Origin of the sequence: Carnobacterium mobile DSM 4848, assembly GCF_000744825.1 — a bacterium.
Classification (GTDB): Bacteria; Bacillota; Bacilli; order Lactobacillales; family Carnobacteriaceae; genus Carnobacterium_A; species Carnobacterium_A mobile.
In genome coordinates this window covers 1,839,218-1,863,961 of sequence record NZ_JQMR01000001.1, presented here as the reverse complement: position 1 = coordinate 1,863,961, position 24,744 = coordinate 1,839,218, and the positions used below count along the sequence as shown (strand labels likewise).

The 24,744-nt window shown below is 39.1% G+C and carries 37 protein-coding genes; 1 reads left to right on the top strand and 36 read right to left on the bottom strand.

Annotation, left to right across the window (positions count from 1 at the left end; genetic code table 11):
• Positions 1-516 precede the first annotated feature (516 nt).
• From rplQ to rpsL, 34 genes are all read right to left on the bottom strand, one after another.
• Positions 517-897 carry a 50S ribosomal protein L17 gene (gene rplQ, locus BR87_RS08925; protein ID WP_035031167.1) on the bottom strand — a complete coding sequence of 127 codons (381 nt, stop codon included), beginning with the start codon at positions 895-897 and terminating at the stop codon, positions 517-519.
• Positions 898-923: 26 nt separating this feature from the next.
• The gene (locus tag BR87_RS08920) at positions 924-1,868 is read right to left on the bottom strand and encodes a DNA-directed RNA polymerase subunit alpha (protein WP_035031165.1); all 945 of its coding nucleotides are present in this window, start codon (positions 1,866-1,868) and stop codon (positions 924-926) included.
• Between the two features lie 73 nt (positions 1,869-1,941).
• On the bottom strand, positions 1,942-2,328 hold the full coding sequence (rpsK, locus tag BR87_RS08915) for a 30S ribosomal protein S11 (RefSeq protein ID WP_035031164.1): 387 nt from the start codon (positions 2,326-2,328) through the stop codon (positions 1,942-1,944).
• 25 nt (positions 2,329-2,353) lie between these two features.
• Positions 2,354-2,719, bottom strand: a complete 366-nt coding sequence (gene rpsM, locus BR87_RS08910) for a 30S ribosomal protein S13 (RefSeq protein WP_035031161.1) — start codon at positions 2,717-2,719, stop codon at positions 2,354-2,356.
• A 31-nt stretch (positions 2,720-2,750) separates the two neighbouring features.
• Positions 2,751-2,864, bottom strand: a complete 114-nt coding sequence (gene rpmJ / locus BR87_RS08905; RefSeq protein ID WP_035031159.1) for a 50S ribosomal protein L36 — start codon at positions 2,862-2,864, stop codon at positions 2,751-2,753.
• Positions 2,865-2,899: 35 nt separating this feature from the next.
• A complete protein-coding gene (infA, locus tag BR87_RS08900) occupies positions 2,900-3,118 on the bottom strand; it encodes a translation initiation factor IF-1 (RefSeq protein ID WP_034551736.1) in 219 nt (72 codons plus the stop codon).
• 263 nt (positions 3,119-3,381) lie between these two features.
• A complete protein-coding gene (locus BR87_RS08895) occupies positions 3,382-4,038 on the bottom strand; it encodes an adenylate kinase (protein ID WP_035031156.1) in 657 nt (218 codons plus the stop codon).
• Between the two features lie 60 nt (positions 4,039-4,098).
• Positions 4,099-5,397, bottom strand: coding sequence for a preprotein translocase subunit SecY (gene secY / locus BR87_RS08890; RefSeq protein WP_035031154.1), 1,299 nt, complete (start codon positions 5,395-5,397; stop codon positions 4,099-4,101).
• Positions 5,397-5,837 carry a 50S ribosomal protein L15 gene (rplO, locus tag BR87_RS08885; protein WP_035031151.1) on the bottom strand — a complete coding sequence of 147 codons (441 nt, stop codon included), beginning with the start codon at positions 5,835-5,837 and terminating at the stop codon, positions 5,397-5,399. The genes secY and rplO overlap by 1 nt, the downstream gene beginning before the upstream one ends.
• Before the next feature lie 41 nt (positions 5,838-5,878).
• Positions 5,879-6,058 (bottom strand): 50S ribosomal protein L30, encoded by a 180-nt coding sequence (gene rpmD / locus BR87_RS08880; protein ID WP_035031149.1) that lies wholly within the window; start codon positions 6,056-6,058, stop codon positions 5,879-5,881.
• Positions 6,059-6,075: 17 nt separating this feature from the next.
• Positions 6,076-6,576: a 30S ribosomal protein S5 gene (gene rpsE / locus BR87_RS08875; protein ID WP_035031146.1), complete on the bottom strand. Its 501-nt coding sequence runs from the start codon at positions 6,574-6,576 to the stop codon at positions 6,076-6,078.
• Between the two features lie 20 nt (positions 6,577-6,596).
• Complete coding sequence (gene rplR / locus BR87_RS08870) at positions 6,597-6,953, bottom strand: 50S ribosomal protein L18 (RefSeq protein WP_084683598.1); 357 nt, start codon at positions 6,951-6,953, stop codon at positions 6,597-6,599.
• 47 nt (positions 6,954-7,000) lie between these two features.
• Entirely contained in the window at positions 7,001-7,537 is a 537-nt protein-coding gene (gene rplF / locus BR87_RS08865; protein WP_035031141.1) for a 50S ribosomal protein L6, read from the bottom strand.
• Positions 7,538-7,568: 31 nt separating this feature from the next.
• Positions 7,569-7,967: a 30S ribosomal protein S8 gene (gene rpsH, locus BR87_RS08860; RefSeq protein ID WP_035031139.1), complete on the bottom strand. Its 399-nt coding sequence runs from the start codon at positions 7,965-7,967 to the stop codon at positions 7,569-7,571.
• A 32-nt stretch (positions 7,968-7,999) separates the two neighbouring features.
• Positions 8,000-8,185, bottom strand: a complete 186-nt coding sequence (locus BR87_RS08855; RefSeq protein WP_035031136.1) for a type Z 30S ribosomal protein S14 — start codon at positions 8,183-8,185, stop codon at positions 8,000-8,002.
• Between the two features lie 18 nt (positions 8,186-8,203).
• On the bottom strand, positions 8,204-8,743 hold the full coding sequence (gene rplE, locus BR87_RS08850; protein ID WP_035031133.1) for a 50S ribosomal protein L5: 540 nt from the start codon (positions 8,741-8,743) through the stop codon (positions 8,204-8,206).
• Positions 8,744-8,769: 26 nt separating this feature from the next.
• Positions 8,770-9,081: a 50S ribosomal protein L24 gene (gene rplX / locus BR87_RS08845; protein WP_035031130.1), complete on the bottom strand. Its 312-nt coding sequence runs from the start codon at positions 9,079-9,081 to the stop codon at positions 8,770-8,772.
• 36 nt (positions 9,082-9,117) lie between these two features.
• Positions 9,118-9,486, bottom strand: coding sequence for a 50S ribosomal protein L14 (gene rplN, locus BR87_RS08840; RefSeq protein WP_035031127.1), 369 nt, complete (start codon positions 9,484-9,486; stop codon positions 9,118-9,120).
• Between the two features lie 51 nt (positions 9,487-9,537).
• The gene (gene rpsQ / locus BR87_RS08835; RefSeq protein WP_035031124.1) at positions 9,538-9,804 is read right to left on the bottom strand and encodes a 30S ribosomal protein S17; all 267 of its coding nucleotides are present in this window, start codon (positions 9,802-9,804) and stop codon (positions 9,538-9,540) included.
• A 27-nt stretch (positions 9,805-9,831) separates the two neighbouring features.
• On the bottom strand, positions 9,832-10,026 hold the full coding sequence (rpmC, locus tag BR87_RS08830; RefSeq protein WP_035031121.1) for a 50S ribosomal protein L29: 195 nt from the start codon (positions 10,024-10,026) through the stop codon (positions 9,832-9,834).
• Positions 10,016-10,450: a 50S ribosomal protein L16 gene (gene rplP, locus BR87_RS08825; protein ID WP_035031118.1), complete on the bottom strand. Its 435-nt coding sequence runs from the start codon at positions 10,448-10,450 to the stop codon at positions 10,016-10,018. Before rplP ends, rpmC begins: the two co-directional genes overlap by 11 nt.
• Positions 10,451-10,452: 2 nt before the next feature.
• The gene (gene rpsC, locus BR87_RS08820; protein WP_035031115.1) at positions 10,453-11,109 is read right to left on the bottom strand and encodes a 30S ribosomal protein S3; all 657 of its coding nucleotides are present in this window, start codon (positions 11,107-11,109) and stop codon (positions 10,453-10,455) included.
• 3 nt (positions 11,110-11,112) lie between these two features.
• Complete coding sequence (gene rplV / locus BR87_RS08815; RefSeq protein ID WP_035031112.1) at positions 11,113-11,469, bottom strand: 50S ribosomal protein L22; 357 nt, start codon at positions 11,467-11,469, stop codon at positions 11,113-11,115.
• Between the two features lie 20 nt (positions 11,470-11,489).
• Positions 11,490-11,768 carry a 30S ribosomal protein S19 gene (gene rpsS, locus BR87_RS08810; protein ID WP_035031109.1) on the bottom strand — a complete coding sequence of 93 codons (279 nt, stop codon included), beginning with the start codon at positions 11,766-11,768 and terminating at the stop codon, positions 11,490-11,492.
• A gap of 54 nt (positions 11,769-11,822) precedes the next feature.
• Positions 11,823-12,656 (bottom strand): 50S ribosomal protein L2, encoded by an 834-nt coding sequence (gene rplB / locus BR87_RS08805; RefSeq protein ID WP_035031106.1) that lies wholly within the window; start codon positions 12,654-12,656, stop codon positions 11,823-11,825.
• A 36-nt stretch (positions 12,657-12,692) separates the two neighbouring features.
• Positions 12,693-12,977 carry a 50S ribosomal protein L23 gene (gene rplW / locus BR87_RS08800; protein WP_035031103.1) on the bottom strand — a complete coding sequence of 95 codons (285 nt, stop codon included), beginning with the start codon at positions 12,975-12,977 and terminating at the stop codon, positions 12,693-12,695.
• Positions 12,977-13,600 (bottom strand): 50S ribosomal protein L4, encoded by a 624-nt coding sequence (rplD, locus tag BR87_RS08795; protein WP_035031100.1) that lies wholly within the window; start codon positions 13,598-13,600, stop codon positions 12,977-12,979. The genes rplW and rplD overlap by 1 nt, the downstream gene beginning before the upstream one ends.
• A gap of 25 nt (positions 13,601-13,625) precedes the next feature.
• Positions 13,626-14,261, bottom strand: a complete 636-nt coding sequence (rplC, locus tag BR87_RS08790; RefSeq protein ID WP_035031097.1) for a 50S ribosomal protein L3 — start codon at positions 14,259-14,261, stop codon at positions 13,626-13,628.
• A 28-nt stretch (positions 14,262-14,289) separates the two neighbouring features.
• Positions 14,290-14,598: a 30S ribosomal protein S10 gene (gene rpsJ, locus BR87_RS08785; protein ID WP_035031094.1), complete on the bottom strand. Its 309-nt coding sequence runs from the start codon at positions 14,596-14,598 to the stop codon at positions 14,290-14,292.
• Positions 14,599-15,025: 427 nt separating this feature from the next.
• Positions 15,026-16,048: a branched-chain amino acid aminotransferase gene (locus BR87_RS08780; RefSeq protein ID WP_035031092.1), complete on the bottom strand. Its 1,023-nt coding sequence runs from the start codon at positions 16,046-16,048 to the stop codon at positions 15,026-15,028.
• 446 nt (positions 16,049-16,494) lie between these two features.
• On the bottom strand, positions 16,495-17,685 hold the full coding sequence (gene tuf / locus BR87_RS08775; protein WP_035031090.1) for an elongation factor Tu: 1,191 nt from the start codon (positions 17,683-17,685) through the stop codon (positions 16,495-16,497).
• 127 nt (positions 17,686-17,812) lie between these two features.
• Positions 17,813-19,897 carry an elongation factor G gene (fusA, locus tag BR87_RS08770; protein WP_035031088.1) on the bottom strand — a complete coding sequence of 695 codons (2,085 nt, stop codon included), beginning with the start codon at positions 19,895-19,897 and terminating at the stop codon, positions 17,813-17,815.
• Positions 19,898-20,002: 105 nt separating this feature from the next.
• Positions 20,003-20,473: a 30S ribosomal protein S7 gene (gene rpsG / locus BR87_RS08765; RefSeq protein WP_035031087.1), complete on the bottom strand. Its 471-nt coding sequence runs from the start codon at positions 20,471-20,473 to the stop codon at positions 20,003-20,005.
• Between the two features lie 66 nt (positions 20,474-20,539).
• On the bottom strand, positions 20,540-20,953 hold the full coding sequence (gene rpsL / locus BR87_RS08760; RefSeq protein WP_035031084.1) for a 30S ribosomal protein S12: 414 nt from the start codon (positions 20,951-20,953) through the stop codon (positions 20,540-20,542).
• 508 nt (positions 20,954-21,461) lie between these two features.
• Here rpsL and BR87_RS08755 point away from each other — a divergent pair.
• Positions 21,462-22,223, top strand: coding sequence for a prepilin peptidase (locus BR87_RS08755; RefSeq protein ID WP_051929769.1), 762 nt, complete (start codon positions 21,462-21,464; stop codon positions 22,221-22,223).
• A 63-nt stretch (positions 22,224-22,286) separates the two neighbouring features.
• Here the strand turns inward: BR87_RS08755 and BR87_RS08750 are convergent, their stop codons facing one another.
• Together BR87_RS08750 and BR87_RS08745 are read right to left on the bottom strand one after the other, a co-directional pair.
• The gene (locus BR87_RS08750) at positions 22,287-23,207 is read right to left on the bottom strand and encodes an NADP-dependent oxidoreductase (RefSeq protein WP_035031081.1); all 921 of its coding nucleotides are present in this window, start codon (positions 23,205-23,207) and stop codon (positions 22,287-22,289) included.
• A 33-nt stretch (positions 23,208-23,240) separates the two neighbouring features.
• Positions 23,241-24,677, bottom strand: a complete 1,437-nt coding sequence (locus BR87_RS08745; protein ID WP_035033055.1) for an NAD-dependent succinate-semialdehyde dehydrogenase — start codon at positions 24,675-24,677, stop codon at positions 23,241-23,243.
• Positions 24,678-24,744 lie beyond the last annotated feature (67 nt).

The window sequence follows — 24,744 nt, the reverse complement described above, 5'->3', positions numbered from 1 at the left end:
CTCACGTTCTCGTTGAATTCAAGTCTACTTAAGACTAACAAAAATTAAAGTCCGGTGCAATATACGAGTGATTGCTGATTGAAACGGGTACTGATTTACTTGTTTTTAACTGCACTTATTTCTGATTGTGGTTATGATAAATTGAATACTTAGTATAAGTTTGTTTAATAATAGACAACTAATTAGTTAATTTTTATTAGCAGCTGCTCCAACTTACCGGATTGAATACGCCAGTAGAGCTTTTTATACTAAAACAGGCAACAAATAAAGGGACAGACCCACTTATTTGTTGCCTGTTTTAAGACAAAAAAAATCACTTTTCTCGATGAATTTACCTCTCTTGAATGGAACCCATTTCCATCCAAGAGAAGTTTCGAGCTAGACTTAGAAAAACACTCGTCTTTCCATCATCGTAACACTCTTTACATACATCAAAAAAGCGAACTCAGTTTGAATTTTGTATAATCGTGAACTTCAAGTTTCATTGTCATTCGCCAATGCCAAGTAGTCTTAAAATTAAACTAATTCAATAATAACCATTGGTGCAGCATCGCCGCGACGAGGTTCTGTTTTCATGATACGCGTGTATCCGCCTTGACGTTCAGCGTAACGAGGTGCGATATCACTAAATAATTTTTGCAAAGCAGATTGAACAACTACTTCTTCGTTTTCTTCTTTAATAGCTGCTACTTCATTACGAACGTAAGCTGCTGCTTGACGGCGTGCATGCAAGTCGCCTTTTTTACCTAAAGTAATCATTTGCTCAGTTGTTTTGCGGATTTCTTTAGCGCGAGCTTCAGTCGTTACAATGCGTTCGTTAATGATTAGATCAGATGTTAAATCACGTAACATTGCTTTACGTTGAGAGCTTGTACGGCCTAATTTACGGTAACCCATTTTGATTTTCCTCCCTTGTTACAGTACTAATCGTCTTGGCGTAAGCTTAAATCAAGTTCTGACAACTTGTATTTAACTTCTTCAAGTGACTTACGTCCTAGATTACGTACTTTAATCATTTCAGCTTCTGATTTATCCGTTAATTCTTGAACTGAATTAATTCCGGCACGTTTCAAACAGTTGTATGAACGTACAGATAAGTCAAGTTCTTCAATTGTCATTTCAAGCATTTTTTCTTTATGCGTTTCTTCTTTTTCTACCATGATTTCAGCTTTGCGAGCTTCATCGGTTAGATTTACGAAGATGTTTAAATGTTCTGTTAGAATTTTAGCAGCAAGACTAACTGCTTCTTCCGGACTGATTGAACCATCTGCCCATACATCAAGTGTTAATTTGTCAAAAATATTTTTTTGACCCACTCGTGTGTTTTCTACTTGGTAGTTTACACGACTAACTGGGGTGTAAATCGAATCGACTGGTAATACACCAATTGGCATATCATCTTGTTTATTGTGTTCAGCTCTAGCATAACCTCTGCCTGTTTTAGCTGTCATGCGTACATGGAAACGTGCGCCTTCTGCTACAGTACAAATGTACAAATCAGGGTTTAAGATTTCAACATCGCTATCGTAAACGATATCCGCTGCAGTGACAACTGCTGGACCTTTTACATCGATTTCAATCGTTTTATCATCACCAGAATATAACTTGAGTGCAAGTTTTTTTATATTTAAAATGATTGACGTTACATCTTCAAGTACACCATCGACAGCCGAAAATTCGTGTAATACACCATCAATTTGAATTGTGGTTACTGCAGCTCCCGGTAGTGAAGACAACAAGATACGACGTAAGGAGTTACCTAACGTAGTTCCATAACCGCGTTCAAGTGGTTCTACAACGAATTTGCCAAACTTAGCATCATCGCTGATCTCAATCGTTTCAATTCTTGGTTTTTCAATTTCGATCATTCTATCTATACCCCTTTCAAAACGTGAAGTTCATGTTACCGAGCGCAAAACTACAAAATGAAGCAGCTCTCAATTAAACACGACGGCGTTTTGGAGGGCGGCATCCATTATGAGGAATAGGAGTTACGTCGCGGATTGCAGTAACTTCTAACCCAGTTGCTTGTAGAGAACGGATTGCTGCTTCACGACCTGAACCAGGACCTTTAACGGCAACTTCTACATTTTTCATACCATTTTCCATACATACTTTAGCGGCTGTTTCTGCTGCCATTTGAGCTGCGAATGGAGTTGATTTTTTAGAACCACGGAAGCCTAAAGCTCCTGCAGAAGACCATGCAACTGCATTTCCATGAACATCTGTAATCATTACAATTGTGTTGTTAAAAGTAGAACGAATATGAGCTATTCCACTTTCAATATTTTTTTTCACACGGCGTTTACGTACAACTTTTTTGACCATGAAGGTTGACCTCCTTACTTAATTATTATTTTTTCTTACCTGCGATTGATTTTGACGGACCTTTACGAGTACGTGCGTTGTTTTTCGTGTTTTGTCCACGAACTGGTAAACCACGACGATGACGCATACCTCTGTAAGAGCCGATTTCAATTAAACGTTTAACGTTTTGACTGACTTCACGACGAAGATCACCTTCAATTTTCAACTTATCGATTTCTGCACGAATAGCATCTAATTGATCATTTGTTAATTCATTTACACGGATTTCTTCGGATACTCCAGCAGCAGCCAATACTTGTTGAGCTGTTGTTTTACCGATTCCATATATATATGTTAGGGAAATTACTACACGTTTGTCACGCGGAATATCCACACCAGCAATACGAGCCATTTAGATTACACCTCCTGATAATTTAACTTGATTAACCTTGACGTTGTTTATGTTTAGGATTTTCACAAATCACCATAACATGACCATTACGTCGGATAACTTTACATTTGTCACAAATTTTCTTAACTGATGGTCTTACTTTCATGAACTATACCTCCCATTTTGATTGACGGAGTACAATTATTTAAAGCGATAGGTAATGCGCCCACGGGTTAGATCATACGGTGACAATTCAACAGTTACTTTGTCTCCGGGTAGGATTCTAATGTAGTGCATCCGAATTTTTCCTGAAACATGTGCCAATACAATATGGCCATTTTCAAGTTCGACTTTAAACATTGCATTCGGCAAAGTTTCAACGACTGTTCCTTCTATTTCAATGACATCGTCTTTCGCCACGCCTCGTACCTCCTTAAAAGTGTTTCGCATTTTAAACGCGATAAACAGTGAGCGCCTGAGCCCTCACCTTCTGTTTTCATCTTAACCTATTAATTATATCACAACATAACAGCATTGAAAAGTCAACACCTGGCACATTATACCATAAAATTAATATAGTAACAAGTTTGCTGCAGACTATCGCTATGCTTACTTTCATTGACCGCTTCAATGCGGATCAGGTATCAAAACGAATTAAAAGCTAGTCCCATTAGTGTATACGATTATTTTTCAACATCGCCAATAATGTTTTGAATCTCTTTGAACACGTCATGAAGTTCTGCTTCGCCATTAACGGTATGCAAGACATTGCGTTTTGAATAGAAGTCTACTAGCGTATTTGTTGACTCAAGGTTAACATCAATACGTTTTTCAACAGTTTCAGGTTTATCATCTTCTCTTTGATAAAAGTCATGTCCACCACAACGATCACAAGTTCCAGCCACCTTTGGAGGATTATAGAGTTTATGATAAGTTGCACCGCATGTCCGACAAATAAACCGTCCAGTCAAACGTTCCATTAAAATGTCTTTATTTACATTAATGTAAATAACAGCATCTAAATCTTTATTTAGTTCTTTCAGATTGCTTTCCAAAGCTTCCGCTTGGTTCAGCGTTCTTGGATACCCATCTAGTAAAAAGCCTACTTCAGTATCTGCTTCAGCTAAACGTTCTTTTACAATACCGTTAGTCACTTCATCAGGTACTAATTCGCCTTTATCCATATAGGTTTTTGCTTCTAATCCTAAGGCAGTTTCATTTTTGATAGCAGCACGGAACATATCCCCTGTTGAAATATGCGGCACATGATAAGTGTCGACAATTTGTTCAGCTTGCGTTCCTTTTCCTGCACCAGGAAGACCTATTAAAATGAGATTCATCATTTTCCCTCCTATTAATGTAAGAATCGGTGCTGAGGATAGTTCCCCAACACGTTCTTCTTATTGTATAAAGCCTTGGTAACTACGTTTAATCATTTGACCTTCTAATTGTCTCACTGAATCCAAAGCAACACCGACTACGATTAGTAGGCTGGTACCGCCAAGAGCTAGTGATTGAGGCAAATTCCATAAACCAGAGGCAATAATCGGCAGTAATGCGATAATTCCTAAATAAAGAGCACCAACTGTACTTAAGCGCGTTAACGTGCTTGAAATATAGTCTTGTGTCGGTTTACCAGGTCGCACACTTGGAATATAACCACCTTGTTTTTGTAAGTTTTCTGCCACTTTCTCCGGATTCACTTGAATGAATGCGTAGAAATAAGTAAAGACTACAATCAGCAGAATGTACAAAGCAGCTCCAATTGGTTCTTGCATATTAAAGATCTTATTCATAATGATAAACCACTGAGCATCGCCATAATTCTGACCAAAGAATCCTAACAATGTTTGTGGAGTCATAATAAATGAACTTGCAAAAATAACTGGAATTACGCCGGCAGAGTTTACTTTTAAGGGTAAATGTGAACTTTGGCTTGTGCCAGTTGCACGTTTCGAATATTGAACCGGTATTTTACGTTTTGCATTTTCGATATAAACTACTACAATCGCTACAATCGCAATCGCAATCACTAAAGCGACAGAAAAGAGAATCGCTGTCGTCAGCTGATCGCCGGCATTACGAATCTGAGAATTGTAATAAGTGACTACATCACTTGGTATTTTTGCAACGATCCCTGAAAAGATGATCATTGATACCCCATTACCAAAACCTTTAACCGTGATTTGTTCCCCTAACCACATAACAAACATCGTCCCAGCTGTTAAAATAATCGCAATTGTCAGATAAGTAGCAGTTCCAGGATCTTTGATCAATCCTTCGCCTGTGAGAGCATTAAATCCGAAAGAGATACCGATTGCTTGAACAAAAGCCAAGCCGATCGTAACATATCTCGTTACCTGATTTAATTTTCTACGTCCTACTTCTCCTTGTTTTGACCATTCAACAAACTTAGGAATAATATCCATCTGCAATAATTGGATCACGATCGAAGCAGTGATATAAGGAGAAACACCTAAAGCAAAAATAGAAAACTGGCTCAACGCTCCCCCACCAAAGGTATTTAACAAACCGAACAATCCATTCGACGAAGCCGAAAGACCTTGTAAGGCTGAAGCATTCACACCAGGAACCGTTAAATGTGTCCCAATGCGAAAGATAATTAAAATACCCAGTGTGAAGAGAATTCTTTTTCTAATGTCTTTTGCTTGAAATGCTGTTTTCAAAAGTGTGAACATTAGATCACCTCGATTGAACCACCAGCAGCTTCAATCGCTTCTTTAGCTGCTTGAGAGAATTTGCTTGCTTTAACAGTCAGTTTACGTTCAACTTGGCCGTTACCCAAAACTTTAATCCCAGATTTTTCAGCTTTAACGATACCAGCTTCAACCAGCATAGCTGGAGTTACTTCTGTACCATCTTCAAAACGGTTTAAGGTTTCAAGGTTTACAATTGCATATTCTTTGCGGTTGATGTTTGTAAATCCACGTTTTGGTAAACGACGGAACAATGGTGTTTGTCCACCCTCGAACCCTAGACGTACGCCACCACCTGAACGTGATTTTTGTCCTTTTTGACCACGACCTGAAGTTTTACCATTACCTGATGAAGATCCACGTCCAACGCGATTGCGTTCTTTACGAGAACCTTCAGCATATGTTAATTCATGAAGTTTCATATAGATTGGGCACCTCCTTCAATAAAAGATTTCGTTCTTTTTTAAACTTCTTTAACGTCCACTAAATGTGAAATTGTGTTGACCATACCTTTGATAGCATCATTAGCAGGTTTAACTACAGAAGTATTAGTTTTTTTCAAACCTAATGCTTTAACTGTATCACGTTGATTTTGAGGACGTCCGATAACGCTACGTTTTAAAGTGATTTCTAAATTAGCCATTTCTTGTTGTCCTCCTTTTATCCTAGAATTTCTTCTACAGATTTGTTACGAAGTTTTGCAACTTCTTCAACGCGTTTTAATTGTTGTAATCCTTGAACTGTTGCACGAACCATGTTGATCGGTGTGCTTGATCCTAGGGATTTACTTGTGATATCAGCGACACCAGCAAGTTCTAAGATTGCACGTACTGGACCACCAGCAGATACTCCAGAACCTTCTTTAGCAGGTTTCATTAAGATGTTTCCGCCGCTGTAACGTCCGATAACTTCATGAGGAATCGTACTTTCGACCATAGGTACTTCAATAAGATTCTTTTTAGCGTCTTCGATTGCTTTGCGGATAGCTTCAGGTACTTCTTGTGCTTTACCAGTACCGAAACCTACGTGTCCATTTTTATCTCCGACAACAACTAATGCAGCAAAACGTAAACGACGTCCACCTTTAACAACTTTAGTTACGCGGTTGATTGAAACAACACGATCTTCTAATTCCAAGTGAGTTGGATCGATGTAAACCATGTGTGGTATTCCTCCTTTTTTTAAAATTCTAGTCCATTTTCGCGGGCAGCTTCAGCTAAAGCTTGCACACGGCCATGGTAAAGGTATCCACCACGGTCAAAGACTACTTTTTTAATTCCTTTTTCTACGGCTTTTTTAGCTACAGCTTCCCCAACTACTGATGCTTGGTTCACTTTAGTTTCGCCTGAGATGTCTTTGTCTAATGAAGATGCACTTGCTAGCGTCACACCCGCTACGTCATCAATTAATTGAGCGTAGATATTTTTATTAGAACGAAAAACGTTTAAACGTGGGCACTCTGCAGTACCAGAGATTTTAGAACGTACACGTGAATGTCTTTTCAAACGTACTTTGTTTTTGTCTGGTTTGTTAATCACAATTGTCACCTCTTTAATTTATTTACTTACTTTAAGCAGCTAAGTAATTACTTACCTGTTTTACCTTCTTTACGGCGTACGAATTCATCAACGTAACGAATTCCTTTGCCTTTATAAGGTTCTGGCGGACGAATAGCACGAACGTTAGCAGCTAATTCGCCAACACGTTCTTTGTTTGCTCCCTTGATCAGAACACGAGTATTAGAAGGTACTTCAACAGTTAATCCTTCTTCAATATCGAATTCTACAGGATGAGAGTAACCAACGCTCATTACAAGTTTGTTGCCTTGTAATTGTGCACGGTACCCAACCCCAATCAATTCTAGTCCTTTTTCAAATCCTTCAGTTACACCAACGATCATGTTGTTTAGGTTAGCACGCATTGTTCCATGCATCGCACGATTTTCTTTTAAGTCATTTGGACGTGTAAACGAAATTTCGTTACCTTCGACAGTCATTGTAATAACAGGGCTGAAAGAGCGAGTTAATTCACCTTTAGGTCCTTTAACAGTAACTTCGTTCTCATTACGAGTAACAGTTACGCCTTCTGGAACAGTGATTGTTTTATTACCGATACGGCTCACAGCTATGCACCTCCTTGTTTATTTTTCATTCTTACCAAACGTAAGCAATAATTTCTCCGCCAACGTTTTTAGCTCTAGCTTCTTTGTCTGTGAAGACACCTTCAGAAGTTGAGACGATCGCAATACCAAGTCCGTTAAGAACTTTAGGCACTTCACCAGCTTTAGCGTAAACACGCAAACCAGGTTTAGAGATACGTTTCAATCCAGTGATTACTCGTTCGTTTTCTTTTCCATATTTCAAGAAAACACGGATAACCCCTTGTTTATCATCTTCGATGTATTCTACATTTTTTACGAAACCTTCACGTTTTAAAATATCAGCAACATCTTTTTTAATTTTTGAAGCAGGTACTTCTAATGATTCGTGACGTGCCATGTTGGCATTACGAACACGTGTTAGAAAGTCTGCGATTGGATCTGTCATGACCATTTGTTTTTAGCCTCCTTTATGCAAGTATCGTCTTACCAGCTTGCTTTCTTCATGCCAGGAATTTGTCCTTTATAGGCAAGTTCACGGACGCAAATACGGCAAAGTCTAAATTTGCGGTAAACTGAATGTGGACGTCCACAACGTTCACAACGAGTGTATGCTTGTGTTGAGAATTTAGCAGGGCGTTTGTTTTTAGCAATTTGTGATTTTTTAGCCACGTAGTTCGCCTCCTATTCTTATTTTTGGAATGGCATTCCAAGTTGTGTTAAAAGTTCGCGCGCTTCTTCATCTGTTTGAGCAGTTGTTACGATTACGATATCCATTCCTCGTACTTTGTCTACTTTATCGTAGTCAACTTCCAAGAAAATCAATTGTTCCTTAATTCCTAGAGTGTAGTTTCCACGTCCGTCGAAAGCTTTTGTGCTTACGCCATGGAAGTCACGTACACGAGGAAGTGAAACAGATACTAATTTATCTAAGAAATCGTACATTCTGTCTCCACGTAAAGTAACTTTTGTTCCAATTGGCATACCTTCACGTAAACGGAAAGCAGCAATTGATTTTTTAGCTTTTGTGATCATTGGTTTTTGTCCAGAGATCGCTGTTAATTCATCTACAGCTTTATCTAAGTTTTTAGCGTTTGATACAGCATCGCCGACACCCATGTTGATGATGATTTTATCAACTTTTGGTGTTTGCATTACAGATGTGTAATCAAATTTTTCCATCATTGATGGTGTGATTTCGTTCAAATATTTTTCTTTAAGGCGGTTCATTCGGGTTGTCCCTCCTTCCTTATCATTTATTTATCTAAAACTTCACCAGTTTTTTTAGAAATACGTACTTTTTTACCTTCTTCTACTTTGTAGCCAACACGAGTTGGTTCACCAGTAGAAGCGTCAATTAGCATTACGTTAGAAACGTGAACTGGAGCTTCCATTTCAATAATGCCTCCTTGCGGATTTACTGAACTAGGTTTTTGGTGTTTTTTCACCATGTTGATTCCTTCAACGATTACTTGGTCTTTTTTAGGGAAAGCTTTTAAAATGACGCCTTCTTTTCCTTTGTCTTTACCAGTAATAACTTTTACTTTATCGCCTGATTTAATGTACATGTTTTCTTGCACCTCCTTAGAGTGGATGGTTGGATATTATAGTACTTCTGGTGCTAATGAGATGATTTTCATGAAGTTGTTTTCACGTAATTCACGTGCAACAGGTCCAAAGATACGTGTTCCACGTGGACTTTTATCGTCACGAATAATCACACAAGCATTTTCATCGAATTTGATGTACGAACCATCTGCACGACGAGCGCCAGTTTTAGTACGAACAATAACAGCTTTAACTACTTCACCTTTTTTGACAACGCCACCTGGTGTAGCATTTTTCACGCTACAAACGATTACGTCACCAATGTTAGCAGTCTTACGGCCAGAGCCACCAAGTACTTTGATCGTTAACACTTCACGTGCTCCTGAATTATCTGCAACTTTTAAACGACTTTCTGATTGGATCACTATAGTATCCTCCTTTCGGATTTAGAAACTGACTTTATTTTCTCGAGTCAATTAGATAATAACTGATTCTTCTACAACTTCCATTAAACGGAAATGTTTAGTAGCAGATAATGGACGAGTTTCCATAATTTTTACGATATCGCCAATTTTGGCTACGTTGTTTTCATCATGTGCTTTATATTTTTTAGAATATTTTACACGTTTACCATATTTACTGTGTCTTTTTTGTGTTTCTGTTACGACAACGATGGTCTTATCCATTTTATCTGAAACAACACGGCCTTGGTAAACTTTACGTTGATTACGTTCTTCACTCATTGCTTGGTAACCTCCTTTGCCAGTCAACTATTTTTTTAACTCAGCTTGACGTAACGCAGTTTTAATGCGTGCAATCGATTTACGAACTTCACTTAAACGAGAAGTATTTTCTAATTGACCTGTTGCTAATTGGAATCGCAGATTGAATAGTTCACTCTTGTATTCTTTTTCTTTTTCAACCATTTCAGCAGTGGTTAACTCTTTAAGTTCATTAGCCTTCATTCGATTCACCACCAATTTCTGTACGTTTTACAATCTTCGTTTTAACGGGTAATTTGTGAGAAGCTAAACGTAATGCTTCACGAGCTACTTCTTCGGATACGCCGCCAACTTCAAACATGATTTTTCCACGTTTAACTGGTGCTACCCAACCTTCTGGAGCTCCTTTACCAGAACCCATACGTACTCCGATTGCTTTAGACGTATATGATTTATGAGGGAAAATTTTAATCCATACTTTCCCACCACGTTTCATATAACGTGTCATTGCAATACGTGCTGCTTCGATTTGACGGTTAGTAATCCATTGAGAGTCAACAGCTTGTAAGCCCCATTCTCCAAAAGATACTTCTTTCCCACCTTTAGCTTCACCACGCATTTTACCTCTAAATTCACGACGGAATTTTACGCGTTTAGGTACTAACATGATTATTTCCCTCCTTTCTCAGCGTTCTTTTTTGTTGGAAGAACTTCTCCACGGTAGATCCAGACTTTAACACCTAATTTACCATAAGTAGTATCTGCTTCTTCCCATGCGTAGTCGATATCGGCACGCAATGTGTGTAATGGAACTGATCCTTCAGAGTGAGTTTCGCTACGAGCGATATCTGCTCCGTTCAAACGACCAGAAACCATTGTTTTGATTCCTTTAGCGCCAGCACGCATTGTACGTTGGATGGCTTGTTTTTGAGCACGACGGAAAGCTACACGGCTTTCTAATTGACGAGCAATTCCTTCGCCGACTAATTTTGCGTCTAAGTCAGGTTTTTTGATTTCCACGATGTTGATGTGGACGCGTTTGCCTGTTAATTCATTTAATTTTTTACGTAATGAATCAACTTCAGAACCGCCTTTACCGATAACCATACCCGGTTTAGCTGTATGAAGTGACACATTTACACGATTAGCAGCACGTTCGATTTCAATTTGAGAAATTGAAGCGTCGCTAAGTTTTTTAGCAATGTATTCACGGATACGTAGATCTTCATGTAAATAGTTAGCAAATTCTTTTTCTGCATACCATTTAGCATCCCAATCACGGATGATGCCTACACGTAAGCCCGTTGGATTAATTTTTTGACCCACAGATTATCCCTCCTTCTTCTCTGATACCACGACTGTAATGTGGCTTGTGCGTTTCATAATTGGTGCTGCTGAACCTTTTGCACGTGGGCGGAAACGTTTCATTGTTGCCCCTTCGTTAACATAAGCTTCGCTGACTACCAAGTTTTCTACGTCTAAATCGTAGTTATGTTCTGCATTAGCTATAGCTGACATTAGCACTTTTTCAACTGCTGGTGATGCTCCACGTGGAGTGAATTTCAAAATTGAAATAGCTTCTCCAACGCTTTTTCCTCTAATAAGATCGACAACTAAACGAACTTTACGAGGTGCAATACGAACAGTTTTTGCTGTTGCTTTAGCTGTTGTAATTTGTTCTTGCATGAGTAATCCTCCCCTCGATATTAACGTCTAGTTCTTTTATCATCCGCAGCATGGCCACGGTATGTTCTTGTTGGTGCAAATTCACCTAATTTATGACCTACCATGTCTTCTTGAATGTAAACTGGAACATGTTTGCGTCCATCATAGACAGCAATTGTGTATCCTACAAAGCTTGGAAAAATTGTTGAGCGGCGTGACCACGTTTTAACAACAGATTTCTTTTCGCTTTTAGCTAATTCGTTCATTTTCTTCATCAAGTGTCCATCTACAAAAGGTCCTTTTTTTAGACTACGACCCATGTTTGAACCTCCTCCCACTGATAAGTTAACTGGCATGTGCCAATTAACTTAGAGTTATTTTTTCTTACGTCTACGAACAATAAATTTGTCTGATTTAGCTTTTGAATTACGAGTTTTCAAACCAAGAGCTGGTTTACCCCAAGGAGTCATTGGACTTGCATGTCCGATTGGAGCTTTACCTTCACCACCACCGTGTGGGTGATCGTTCGGGTTCATTACTGATCCACGTACAGTTGAGCGTTTGCCTAACCAACGAGAACGACCAGCTTTACCAATGTTAATCAATTCGTGTTGTTCGTTCCCAACAGAACCAACAGTAGCACGACATGTTCCTAAGATCATGCGAACTTCTCCTGAGTTTAAACGTACCAATACGTATTTTCCTTCTTTTCCTAACACTTGTGCGTTAGTTCCAGCAGAACGTACTAATTGTCCGCCTTTACCAGGTTTCAATTCGATGTTATGGATAACTGTACCTACTGGAATGTTTTCTAATGGCAATGCATTACCAGTTTTGATATCTGCATCTGCTCCAGAAAGAACATGTTGTCCAACTTCGATTCCTTTTGGTGCTATGATATACGTTTTAACTCCATCTGCATATTGTACTAACGCAATATTTGCAGAACGATTTGGATCGTATTCAACTGTTTTAACAATTCCTACGACACCGTCTTTATTACGTTTAAAGTCGATCACACGGTAATTGCGTTTATGGCCACCACCGCGGTGACGGACAGTAATTTTTCCATCGTTGTTACGACCAGCATTTCTTTTAATCGGCTCTAACAAAGTCTTTTCAGGCGTTGTTGAAGTGATTTCAGCGAAATCTGAACCAGTCATATTACGACGACCGTTTGTGGTAGGTTTATACTTTTTAATCGCCACGTGTTTTCCCTCCCGAATAGTATTTTGAAGTCTTAATTACGCTTCAAAAAATTGAATTTCTTTAGAATCATCTGTTAATGTCACGATTGCTTTACGACGTTTTTTTGTGTATCCAGCATATTTACCCATACGTTTTAATTTCCCACGTACGTTCATGATGTTTACATTTTTAACTTTAACGTCAAAAATTTCTTCAACCGCGTGTTTTACTAGCGTTTTATTAGCGCGAACATCCACTTCAAAAGTGAATTTTTTGTTATCTTGAGCAAGCATTGAAGCTTCTGTGATAACCGGGCGCTTGATTACGTCACGTACATCCATTATTGAAGAACCTCCTCTACCTTAGTAAGAGCAGTTTGTGTCAAAATCAGTTTGTTATGAGAAACAACGTCTAGTACAGTAACGTTGTCAGTAGTTACGACTGTAACTCCTGGAAGGTTACGTGCTGATAACATTGTAAAATCATTTCCGTCTTCTACAACTACTAATACTTTTGTATCAACGTTTAGATTTTTCAACACTTGTGCAAACTCTTTAGTTTTTGGTGCGTCAAAGTTCAATGCGTCAACAACGATTAAATCTTGATCGATCACTTTAGTAGAAAGAACAGATTTAATGGCTAAGCGACGAACTTTTTTAGGAAGCTTGTAGCTATATGAACGTGGAGTTGGTCCGAAGACTGTTCCACCGCCACGCCAGATTGGAGAACGAGTAGATCCTGCACGAGCACGACCTGTTCCCTTTTGACGCCATGGTTTACGTCCGCCACCGCTGACTTGGCCACGGCTTTTAACTGCATGAGTTCCTTGTCTTAATGAAGCACGTTGCATGATGATTGCATCAAACACAACGTTTTCGTTTGGTTCAATACCGAAAATAGAGTCGTTTAAAGTAACTTCGCCATTTTGAGTACCGTCTTGTTTGTATAATGCTAATTTTGGCATTCCTTGTTCCTCCTCTCTTAGTTAATTATTTAGCTGCTTTTTGGAAAGCAGATTTAATTTGGATTAAGGATTTTTTAGCTCCTGGTACGTTTCCTTTAATAAGAATAACGTTTTTCTCTGCATCTACGCGTACAATTTCAAGATTTTTGATTGTAATGCGTTCTCCGCCAGTACGACCAGGTAGTAAAGTTTGTTTAAATACACGAGCTGCGTTAGCGTCACCCAATGAACCAGGACGACGGTGGTGACGAGATCCATGTGCCATTGGTCCACGGCTATGTCCGTGACGTTTGATAACACCTTGGAATCCTTTACCTTTTGAAGTCCCCGTTACATTAACGAAGTCCCCAGCTGCGAAAGTATCAACAGTAATTTCTTTCCCTACTTCGTATTCTCCCAGCTCAACATCGTCAAATTCACGTATGAAGCGCTTAGGAGTAGCATTTGCTTTTGCTACATGACCTTTTGCAGGTTTGTTTGATAAAATATCGCGTTTGTCTTGGTAACCCAATTGAACGGCTTCGTAACCGTCGTTTTCCATTGTTTTAACTTGCAAAACAACGTTTGGTGTTGCTTCGATTACAGTTACAGGAATTAATTCTCCAGATTCTGTAAAAATTTGTGTCATACCTACTTTTTTGCCTAAGATTCCTTTGGTCATGAGTACACCTCCATTTTTTTAGTTTGTATTAAAGTTTGATCTCGATATCTACGCCTGATGGTAGATCAAGTTTTGTTAAAGCATCAACAGTTTTTGGTGTTGGATTGATGATATCAATCACACGTTTGTGTGTAAGCATTTCGAATTGCTCACGAGAATCTTTATATTTGTGAGTCGCACGAATCACAGTATAAAGGTTTCTTTCTGTTGGTAATGGAATTGGACCAGACACGCTAGCACCAGTTCTTTTAGCAGTTTCTACAATTTTCTCCGCTGATTGATCTAAAATGCGATGTTCATACGCTTTTAAACGGATACGAATTTTTTGTTTTGCCATCATTTTCCCTCCTTCGCCTAGTCTTAGAAATTAGACATTGCTCCACGAAAATTTTCCGATACACTCGCCGTGGCAAAGCGGCCGGGTGTGTCGCAACCTCTCGTTTCATAGCCGTTGGTTTCTTTTGAAACCCTAGTACGATTTCTTCTCTGAAATCAGCACCTGTTCAATTATACAAGATACCTCTTTTTTTTTCAAGCTTTATTTTATTTTATTTTCATTTTTTGGCCGTGTTGTTTTAATCAACTTTTTTACACGGCTTATATTATTATAGTAGAAACTAATTTTCAGCTCTATAAAAAGTCACGACAAGAAATGTTCAACGCCTCTTATCGTAACGGATAGCTCTTCATTTGTCCACTTTAACATCTTGATGTTTTCACTTTTTTAAAAAAAAAAATGGAGTGTCTAACCTTTTGAAATCAACTTAAACTTTGACGATCCAACCTTCAGGTGCAGGAACTTCTCCATACTGAATACCGGTTAATTCATTATACAATTTTTGCGTGATTGGCCCTACTTCTGTTTCACTATAAAAAACATGGAAATCTTCTTTATACTGGATGCCGCCAATCGGAGAAATAACCGCTGCTGTCCCGCAAGCCCCGGCTTCTGCAAATTGATCTAATTCGTCAACATAGACATCACTTTCTTCCACTTCCAGTCCTAAACGTTCTTTTGCTAGATACAACAAAGAATATTTTGTGGTACTTGGTAAAATGGAAGGAGAATAAGGAGTGATAAACTTGTGATCTTTTGTGATACCAAAAAAGTTTGCTGAACCGACTTCTTCGATTTTCGTATGGGTGATCGGATCAAGGTAAATGGCGTCACTAAAATTTCTCTTATGCGCTTCACTGCCAGGCAGCAAACTTCCGCCGTAGTTTCCGCCTACTTTTGCAGCACCTGTTCCATTACCAGCTGCACGGTCGTAGTCGGAGATCAAAAAGTTAGTCGGAATCAGACCACCTTTGAAATAGGAGCCTACAGGAATACAAAAAATAGAAAATAAATATTCGGAAGCTGGTTTAACGCCAATATTATCGCCTATGCCGATCATGTAAGGTCTAAGGTAAAGGGAACCGTCAGTGCCATATGGCGGAATATAAGCCTCATTCGCTTTAACAACCTGTTTAACCGCATCGATAAAAACAGATGTTGGAATAGTCGGCATTAACAAGCGACTGCAGCTGCGTTGCATTCTTTCAGCATTTTGGTCCGGCCGGAATAAATTGATACCACCATCTTTTGTACGATAAGCTTTCATACCTTCAAAAACGGTTTGTCCATAATGCAAAGCCGTTGAACCTTCGCTGATATGTACCTTATTGTCTTCTGTTAAGGTTCCATCATCCCATTTTCCATTTTTCCAATAAGATAGATAACGGTAATCAGTTTTAATGTAATTAAATCCTAAGTTTTCCCAATCAAGTTCTACAGTCTTACTCATCTTATCCACTCCTTGCTCTCTAATTGCTTTTCAGTATAACACGATTAGTAAAGTGTGAAAAATAAAGTTTTTTTCTTTTAATTTTTAAATAGGTTTTCAAATTGCTGATTGCTAAATGCTTATCTTAATACAGCTTTTTTTGTGGCATTTCAGTTATATCTACTAAATGAAGTAATGTTTGAAAAAAAGAAATTTTTTCAATATGTATAAAAAGTATAATAAAATCGACTAAAAAGCCTGCTTTTGAACAACCCATACAAGAATCCCTCTAGACTTGCCCATCTTCGCCTATTCTAATAGACAAAAAATCCAGTTAAAAAGTCAAAACTGCCTTTATTTATTTTTTAAAAAATAAAAACCCCCGCACCGATAACGATGCGGGGGTTTTTTCGTCTGAACACGCTCTATCACTGATAGAGTCTTTTAAATCTTTTGTGCAGCTGTTATTAAGCTTCGATTGAAGCTACAACGCCAGCTCCAACAGTACGTCCACCTTCACGGATAGTGAATTTAGTACCTGGGTCGATAGCGATAGGTGCGATCAATTCAACGTTGATTGTAACGTTGTCTCCTGGCATAACCATTTCAGTACCTTCTGGTAACTCAACAACACCAGTTACGTCAGTTGTACGGAAGTAGAATTGTGGGCGGTAGTTTGCGAAGAATGGAGTGTGACGTCCGCCTTCTTCTTTTGATAAGATATAAACTTCGCCTGTAAATTTAGTATGTGGAGTGATTGAACCTGGTTTAGCTAATACTTGACCACGTTGGATGTCTTCACGAGCAACCCCACGTAATAAAGCACCAATGTTGTCCCCTGCTTGAGCAAAGTCTAACAATTTACGGAACATTTCAACACCAGTTACAGTAGATTTAGTTGTTGCTTCGTGGATTCCGATGATTTCAACTTCTTCACCGACTTTGATTTGTCCAGCTTCTACACGTCCTGTAGCAACTGTTCCACGTCCAGTGATTGAGAATACATCCTCAACTGGCATCATGAATGGTTTTTCAGTATCACGTTCTGGAGTTGGAATGTAAGTGTCTACAGCTTCCATCAAGTCCATGATTTTGTCTTCGTATTCTGCTTCGCCTTCAAGAGCTTTAAGAGCAGAACCAGCAATAACTGGAGTGTCGTCTCCTGGGAATTCGTATTCTGTTAATAAGTCACGAACTTCCATTTCAACTAATTCTAGTAATTCTTCGTCATCAACCATGTCAACTTTGTTTAAGAAAACAACGATGTATGGAACACCAACTTGGCGAGACAATAGAATGTGTTCACGTGTTTGAGGCATTGGGCCATCAGCAGCAGATACTACTAAGATAGCTCCGTCCATTTGTGCAGCACCAGTGATCATGTTTTTAACATAGTCAGCATGGCCTGGGCAGTCTACGTGTGCGTAGTGACGGTTTTCAGTTTCGTATTCAACGTGAGAAGTTGAGATTGTGATTCCACGTTCACGTTCTTCTGGAGCTCCATCGATAGAAGCGTAGTCTTTAGCAGTACTTACGAAGCCTTTTTTAGCTAATACAGTAGTAATAGCAGCTGTTAAAGTAGTTTTACCATGGTCAACGTGTCCGATAGTACCAATATTAACATGTGGTTTTGAGCGATCATATTTTTCTTTTGCCATTTTAGTAATTTCCTCCTCGAATTGGGTTTTATTATTTAGATGGGAAAAACGTCAGTCTTTGCCCATCATTTGTAAAAAGTATACCTATTATTGTCGTGAAAAGCAACACCTAACCATTACATTAAGCTTATGCTTCTCCGCCGTTTTTCTTGATGATTTCTTCAGAAATAGATTTTGGAACATCTTCATAATGATCAAATGTCATTGAGAATGTACCGCGACCTTGAGTTGAAGAACGTAAAGCAGTAGCATAACCAAACATTTCAGCCAAAGGAATGGTTCCTTTAACGATTGTTGTGTTTCCACGTACTTCAGAACCTTCGATACGTCCGCGACGAGCAGAAATATGTCCCATTACATCTCCTAAATAATCTTCAGGAATTGTGATTTCAACAGCCATCATTGGTTCTAGAATTACTGGGTTTGCTTTTTTAGCAGCGTTTTTAAGTGCCATTGAAGCAGCTACTTTAAAGGCTGTTTCATTTGAATCGACATCATGGTATGAACCATCATAAAGTTTTGCTTTAATATCCACTAATGGATAACCAGCAAGAACCCCGTTGTCTAATGAAGCTTCTAATCCAGCTTTTACTGCTGGGATGTATTCACGAGGAACAACCCCACCAACGATTGCATCTTCAAACTCGAAGCCTTTTCCTTCTTCATTAGGAGAAAATTCAATCCATACGTGACCGTATTGACCTTTACCACCTGATTGACGAACGAATTTACCTTCTGCTTGAGTAGAACCGCGGAATGTTTCACGGTAAGAAACTTGTGGAGCACCAACAGTTGCGTCAACATTGAATTCACGTTTCATACGGTCAACAATGATGTCTAAGTGCAATTCTCCCATACCAGCAATGATTGTTTCGCCAGTTTCATGGTCAGTTTCAGCACGGAAAGTTGGATCTTCTTCAGCAAGTTTTTGTAAAGCAACACCCATTTTATCTTGGTCAGCTTTTGATTTAGGTTCAATCGCTACTTGGATAACTGGTTCAGGGAATTCCATTGATTCTAAGATAACTTGTTCTTTTTCATCACATAAAGTATCACCAGTTGTTGTATTTTTCAAACCAACTGCTGCTGCGATATCTCCAGCAAATACTTCAGGAATTTCGCTACGAGAGTTCGCATGCATTTGTAAGATACGACCTACACGTTCACGTTTTCCTTTAGATGAGTTTTGAACATAAGAACCAGCTTGTAAAGTACCTGAGTAAACACGGAAGAACGTTAAACGTCCAACAAATGGATCTGTCATTACTTTAAATGCTAATGCTGAGAAAGGTTCGTTGTCATCTGCATGACGTAAAACAACTTCATCAGTATCCATAAGTGTTCCTTCGATAGCTTTAACATCAAGCGGTGATGGAAGATAGTCAATAACTGCATCAAGCATTAATTGAACACCTTTGTTTTTAAACGCTGAACCACAAAGAACTGGATAAAAATCAACATTAACTGTTGCAGTCCGAATAGCTTTTTTCAATTCGTCTTGAGAAATTTCTTCACCTTCAAGGTATCTCTCCATCAAATCTTCATCAGTTTCCGCAACAGCTTCAACTAATTTTGTACGCCATTCTTCAGCAAGTTCTTGGTAGTCTGCTGGAATTTCTTCTTCACGAATGTTCATACCTAAATCGTCTTCGTAAATTTCAGCTTTCATTTTAACTAAATCGATGATACCTGTAAAGTTGTCTTCAGCACCGATCGGTAATTGGATCGGATGTGCGTTAGCTTGCAAACGGTCATGAATAGTTCCGACAGAATATAAGAAATCTGCACCAGTTTTATCCATTTTGTTTACAAAGACAATACGAGGTACCCCATAAGTTGTTGCTTGACGCCAAACTGTTTCAGTTTGAGGTTCAACACCTGATTGAGCATCAAGTAAAGCAACTGCACCATCTAATACACGAAGAGAACGTTCAACTTCAACAGTGAAGTCCACGTGACCAGGTGTATCGATGATGTTAACGCGATGGTCGGCCCAAGCAGCAGTAGTTGCAGCAGAAGTGATTGTAATACCACGTTCTTGTTCTTGTTCCATCCAGTCCATTTGTGAAGCCCCTTCATGGGTTTCGCCAATTTTATGGATACGGCCAGTATAATAAAGGACACGCTCAGTCGTTGTTGTTTTACCAGCATCGATATGGGCCATGATCCCAATATTACGGGTTTTTTCTAGAGAAAATTCTCTTTTTGCCATCTTGTAATAACACCTCTCTTACTTAGATTTTCTTTGCATTAAATACACATTTTCCTTATAAAGGCATGGCTTCCAAATAAGGAACCCAGCCTTCTTGAGAAAATCTTACCAGCGGTAATGAGCGAAAGCTTTGTTGGCTTCAGCCATTTTATGTGTATCTTCACGTTTTTTAACTGCTGCTCCAGTATTGTTTGCAGCATCCATAATTTCTTTAGCAAGACGTTGTTCCATAGTATCTTCTCCACGTAGACGTGAATAGTTTACTAACCAACGAAGCGCAAGAGCTGTACGACGTTCTGGACGAACTTCAACTGGAACTTGGTAGTTAGAACCCCCAACACGACGAGCTTTAACTTCTAGAACAGGCATGATGTTTTTCATCGCTTGTTCAAACACTTCCATAGGATCGTTGCCAGTTTGTTCTTTAACAATATCAAGTGAACTGTAAAGAATAGTAGCAGCCTTTCCACGTTTTCCATCAACCATCAAACGGTTGATTAAACGAGTAGCTAATTTAGAATTATATATTGGATCAGGTAATACATCACGTTTAGTAACAGGACCTTTACGAGGCATCCAAATTCCTCCTTTCAATCATAATTTATGAGTATTTTATTTTATGTTCAGTTTTTAATGTAACGTTTAGTTTTTAGGTTTTTTAGCACCATATTTAGAACGGCTTTGTTTACGATCTGTAACACCAGCAGTATCTAAAGCACCACGAACGATGTGGTAACGTACCCCTGGTAAATCTTTAACACGTCCTCCACGGATAAGTACAACACTATGTTCTTGCAAGTTATGTCCTTCTCCTGGGATATATGCTGTTACTTCAATTAAGTTAGACAAACGAACACGTGCATATTTACGTAACGCTGAGTTAGGTTTTTTAGGAGTCATTGTTCCCACACGAGTACAAACACCACGCTTTTGAGGTGAGTTTGCTGTTGTTTGTTTTTTTCTTTTACTGTTATATCCTCTGTTTAAAGCAGGAGATTCTGATTTTCCAGCTTTAGATTTACGAGGGCTACGAACTAATTGATTAATTGTAGGCATTGGTAATTTCCTCCTTCCCTGTGTTTATCTTTTTAGTCCACACATCCAGGCGGTTCTTTTTGCAGCAAAAAAATAGTGCTGAAAATCGCAACCAGCTTTGCTTGTGGAAATATTGGCCCTTGTACCAGTCAGAACGACCGATAGACAGGAATCTGTATACAAAAGCACCTTGTGAATCATACCATGTCTTTTTTTTTTTGTCAATAAAAGGCAACAACTTTTTTAAAATAATTATTTTGTTCAGAAACTTGCGACTTTGAACATAAAAAATACCTCAAGGAAAAGCTTACTTGACATATCGATAAAATTTCAACCTGCTTATGACACTCAAAAAGATTTGCTTTATCAGATATTTCCACTGTCAAATATGAGGCGATATCTGTCACTTTTTACCTATAAAATGTACCCTCTTTTATTAACTTTCTTAAAAATAATGTTTTGTTTAAAATCTGCGTACATTTCTTATAGCTAACAAAAGCATACACAAGAAAGCTGGGTGAATCAAAAGATGTTCGAATTTGCATACTTTTTATTGATTGGTTGGCTGGGTTGCTGTTTTGGTTCTTTTTTTATGGTCGTCGGTTTAAGGATTCCTTTAGGAGAATCTATTATCCGACCTGCTTCTCATTGCACACATTGCCAGCATACGCTTGGTCCTATGGAATTGATTCCTATTTTTTCTTTTCTACTTCAAAAAGGACGATGTCGTTATTGCCGCACTCCATTTTCGTTCTATTATCTTTTAATCGAGATTGGGGCCGGGCTGCTTTTTATTCTGATTGCATTTTTTTTTGCTGCACAGCCGCAAGACCTTTTTTTAATGTACGTGCTGGCTGCTTTTAGCTTGGTTTTCAGCATAACCGATCTGCATTATCGATTATTACCAGATTCGCTTATGGCTTTTTTCTTCATGTTGGTAATGATCGGCCGAATTTGGTATCATCCGCTCACGATTTCCTATTATCTATTCAGCGGGCTTTTCTATTTTAGTCTGTTTTATATCTTATACTATCTGACAAATCAAGCCATTGGCGGAGGTGATGTGAAGCTGTTTGGCGTGCTTGGTTTATTGTTGGGTTTCAGACTTATGCTGTTTACCCTTTTTGCCGCTTCTTTATCGCTATTGCTGCTTGCCAGTATTCTCTTGCTGTTTAAAAAAATCACACGTCAAACCTTTCTGCCGTTTGCACCTTTCATCTTTTTCGGTGTCTTCATTTCTATCCGGTATGGTGATGCTTTCTTAACATTAGCTGAGAAACTTTTTAATTGATCCCATCAAACAGGGCAAAAGCATGCTTACTCCTTTTGCCCTGACAGTTTTTAACTTGGTTTACTATCCCTCAGCTGTTACTTTCAGCAAAATGCGCCCTCGTCCATGTCCAGTCTCGCTTTGTAGTGCAGCTTCTTGTACCTTTTCCAATGGATAAATCTTTTTGATTTCCGTTTTGATTGTTCCTTCAGCCATCAATTCGGCTAGTTGATCCAGTTCGCTCAGTGTTGGGCTCTCTTGATTATCTATTCCTTGGACCCCATGCTCGACCGCCGCTTGCGGATTGTGAATACCAACTAAACTGACTAACTTCCCACCCGGTTTGATAACATCCCAAGATCGGTCTTGAGTTTCGCCACCAATCAAATCAATAACTAAATCAACATCCGCTACTTCTTCTTCAAAGCGTTGTTGTTTATAATCAATCGTTTGATCTGCACCTAATTCTTTTAAAAAGCTCTGGTTAGCAGCTGAAGCTGTTCCAATGACTTCTGCTCCTTTCCATTTAGCCAGCTGAACGGCATAATGTCCGACCCCACCAGCCGCTGCATGAATCAAGACACGTTGACCTGCTTGTAAATCGCCTTGCGTAAATAAAGCTTTCCAGGCTGTTTCCGCACCGGCAATAATTGTAGCCGCATGTTCAAATGAAAGATGCTTTGGCTTGTGGTTCAAAGTTGTTACGGGAATAGTGGCTTTTTCTTTATAGGCTCCGCGTTTTGTCCTGCCAAAAACGGCATCGCCGACTTTAAAATCTGTAACATCTTTCCCAATTTGTTCAATTATTCCGGAAGCCGCAATGCCAGGAGTATAAGGAAATCGTTTCTTACCTGCTTTACCTTGTCGGATTTTCCAGTCGATCGGCAATACTCCTGCATATGCGACTTTAATCAGGACTTCATCGTCTTTTGGTATGGGAATCTCAATTTCTTCTATTTTTAATACGTCCGGTCCGCCAAATTCGTTGACTCGTACAGCTTTCATCACTAGCCCTTCTTTCTTTTAGACCAAATACTTTTAATCAACAAAGTAAGTGGTGTGGACGAATTTAACTTCAAGAAATTCTTCAATCCCATAGTGTCCATTCTCACGACCTAAACCAGAATGTTTTACGCCGCCAAAAGGTGTTTCTGACTGAGAAACTTGCGTATTGTTGACTCCTACTAATCCATACTCTAAAGCTCGACTCACTTTTTCAGCACGACGCAAGTCAGTAGTGAAAACGTAAGAAGCCAAACCGAAGTTGGTATCATTAGCCATTTGAATCACGTCATCTTCTTCTTCAAATTCAATCAGCGGAACGACTGGACCAAACGTTTCTTCATAGAATATATCCATTTCTTTCGTTACGCCATCGACGACAGTTGGCTGATAAAAGAATCCTTTTTCATATTCTCCTTCTGTCAAGCGACCACCACCGACAGGAATGTCTGCACCTTTATTTTTTGCATCCGCTAATTGAGCATCAATCGTTTCACGAGCTTCTTCATTGATTAGCGAGCCTACCGTCACTTCATCTAGCCCATTCCCGACCTTCACTTGAGAAACAGCTTGATTTAAAGCAGCCGTGAATTCTTTTTTGATCGATTTTTCGACAAAAATACGGTTAGGCGATGTACAAGCTTGCCCATTGTTCCTGAATTTCATAGCTACTAATGTCTTGACCGTTTCTTCGATCGGTGCATCTGCAAAAACAATAAACGGTGCATGCCCGCCTAATTCTAATGAGATTTTTTTCAAGGTAGCCCCGCACTGTTCATACAATTGCTGCCCTACCTTGGTTGAGCCGGTAAACGTTAATTTGCGAACATCATTACTATCCGTTAAGGCTTTACCGATATCACTTGATGGCCCTATTACCAAATTAGCTACGCCTGCCGGCAGACCAGCTTGTTCGAATAACTCAAATATCGCGATAGCAGATAGCGGTGTGCTGCTGGCTGGTTTCAAAATAATCGTGCACCCGGCTGAGATAGCAGGCGATATCTTCCGTATGATCATGTTGGATGGAAAATTCCACGGAGTGATGGCTCCGACAACACCTATCGGCTGTTTTTTAACTTCAAATTTGTGGTTGTTAGGAGCAGGAATCGTTTCACCATAGATCCTTCTAGCTTCCTCAGCATTCCAATGCATATTTTCGACGTTTGTTTCGATCTCGCCTTTTGCTTCTGCCAGTGGTTTGCCTTGTTCTAGCGTCATAATCAGTGCTAGTCGGTCTGCATTTTCTTCCATTAAATCCGCAATTTTGTGCAGAATGTTCACTCTTTCTTTCAGTTCCATTCCTGACCATACCGGAAAAGCTGCTTTTGCTGCTGCAATAGCTTTTTCAGTATCAGCTGTATTGGCTTGTGCCACTTTGATTAATTCTTCGCCAGTAGCAGGATTGTTGACTGCTTTGCTTTCCAGCGAACCTGTTGTCCATTGCCCATTAATATATAACCCTGTTTGCATATCCGGTAATTTTTTTCGTGTACTCTCCACTTAAAACACTCCTTCAATTTTTTTGGTTTTTATATTT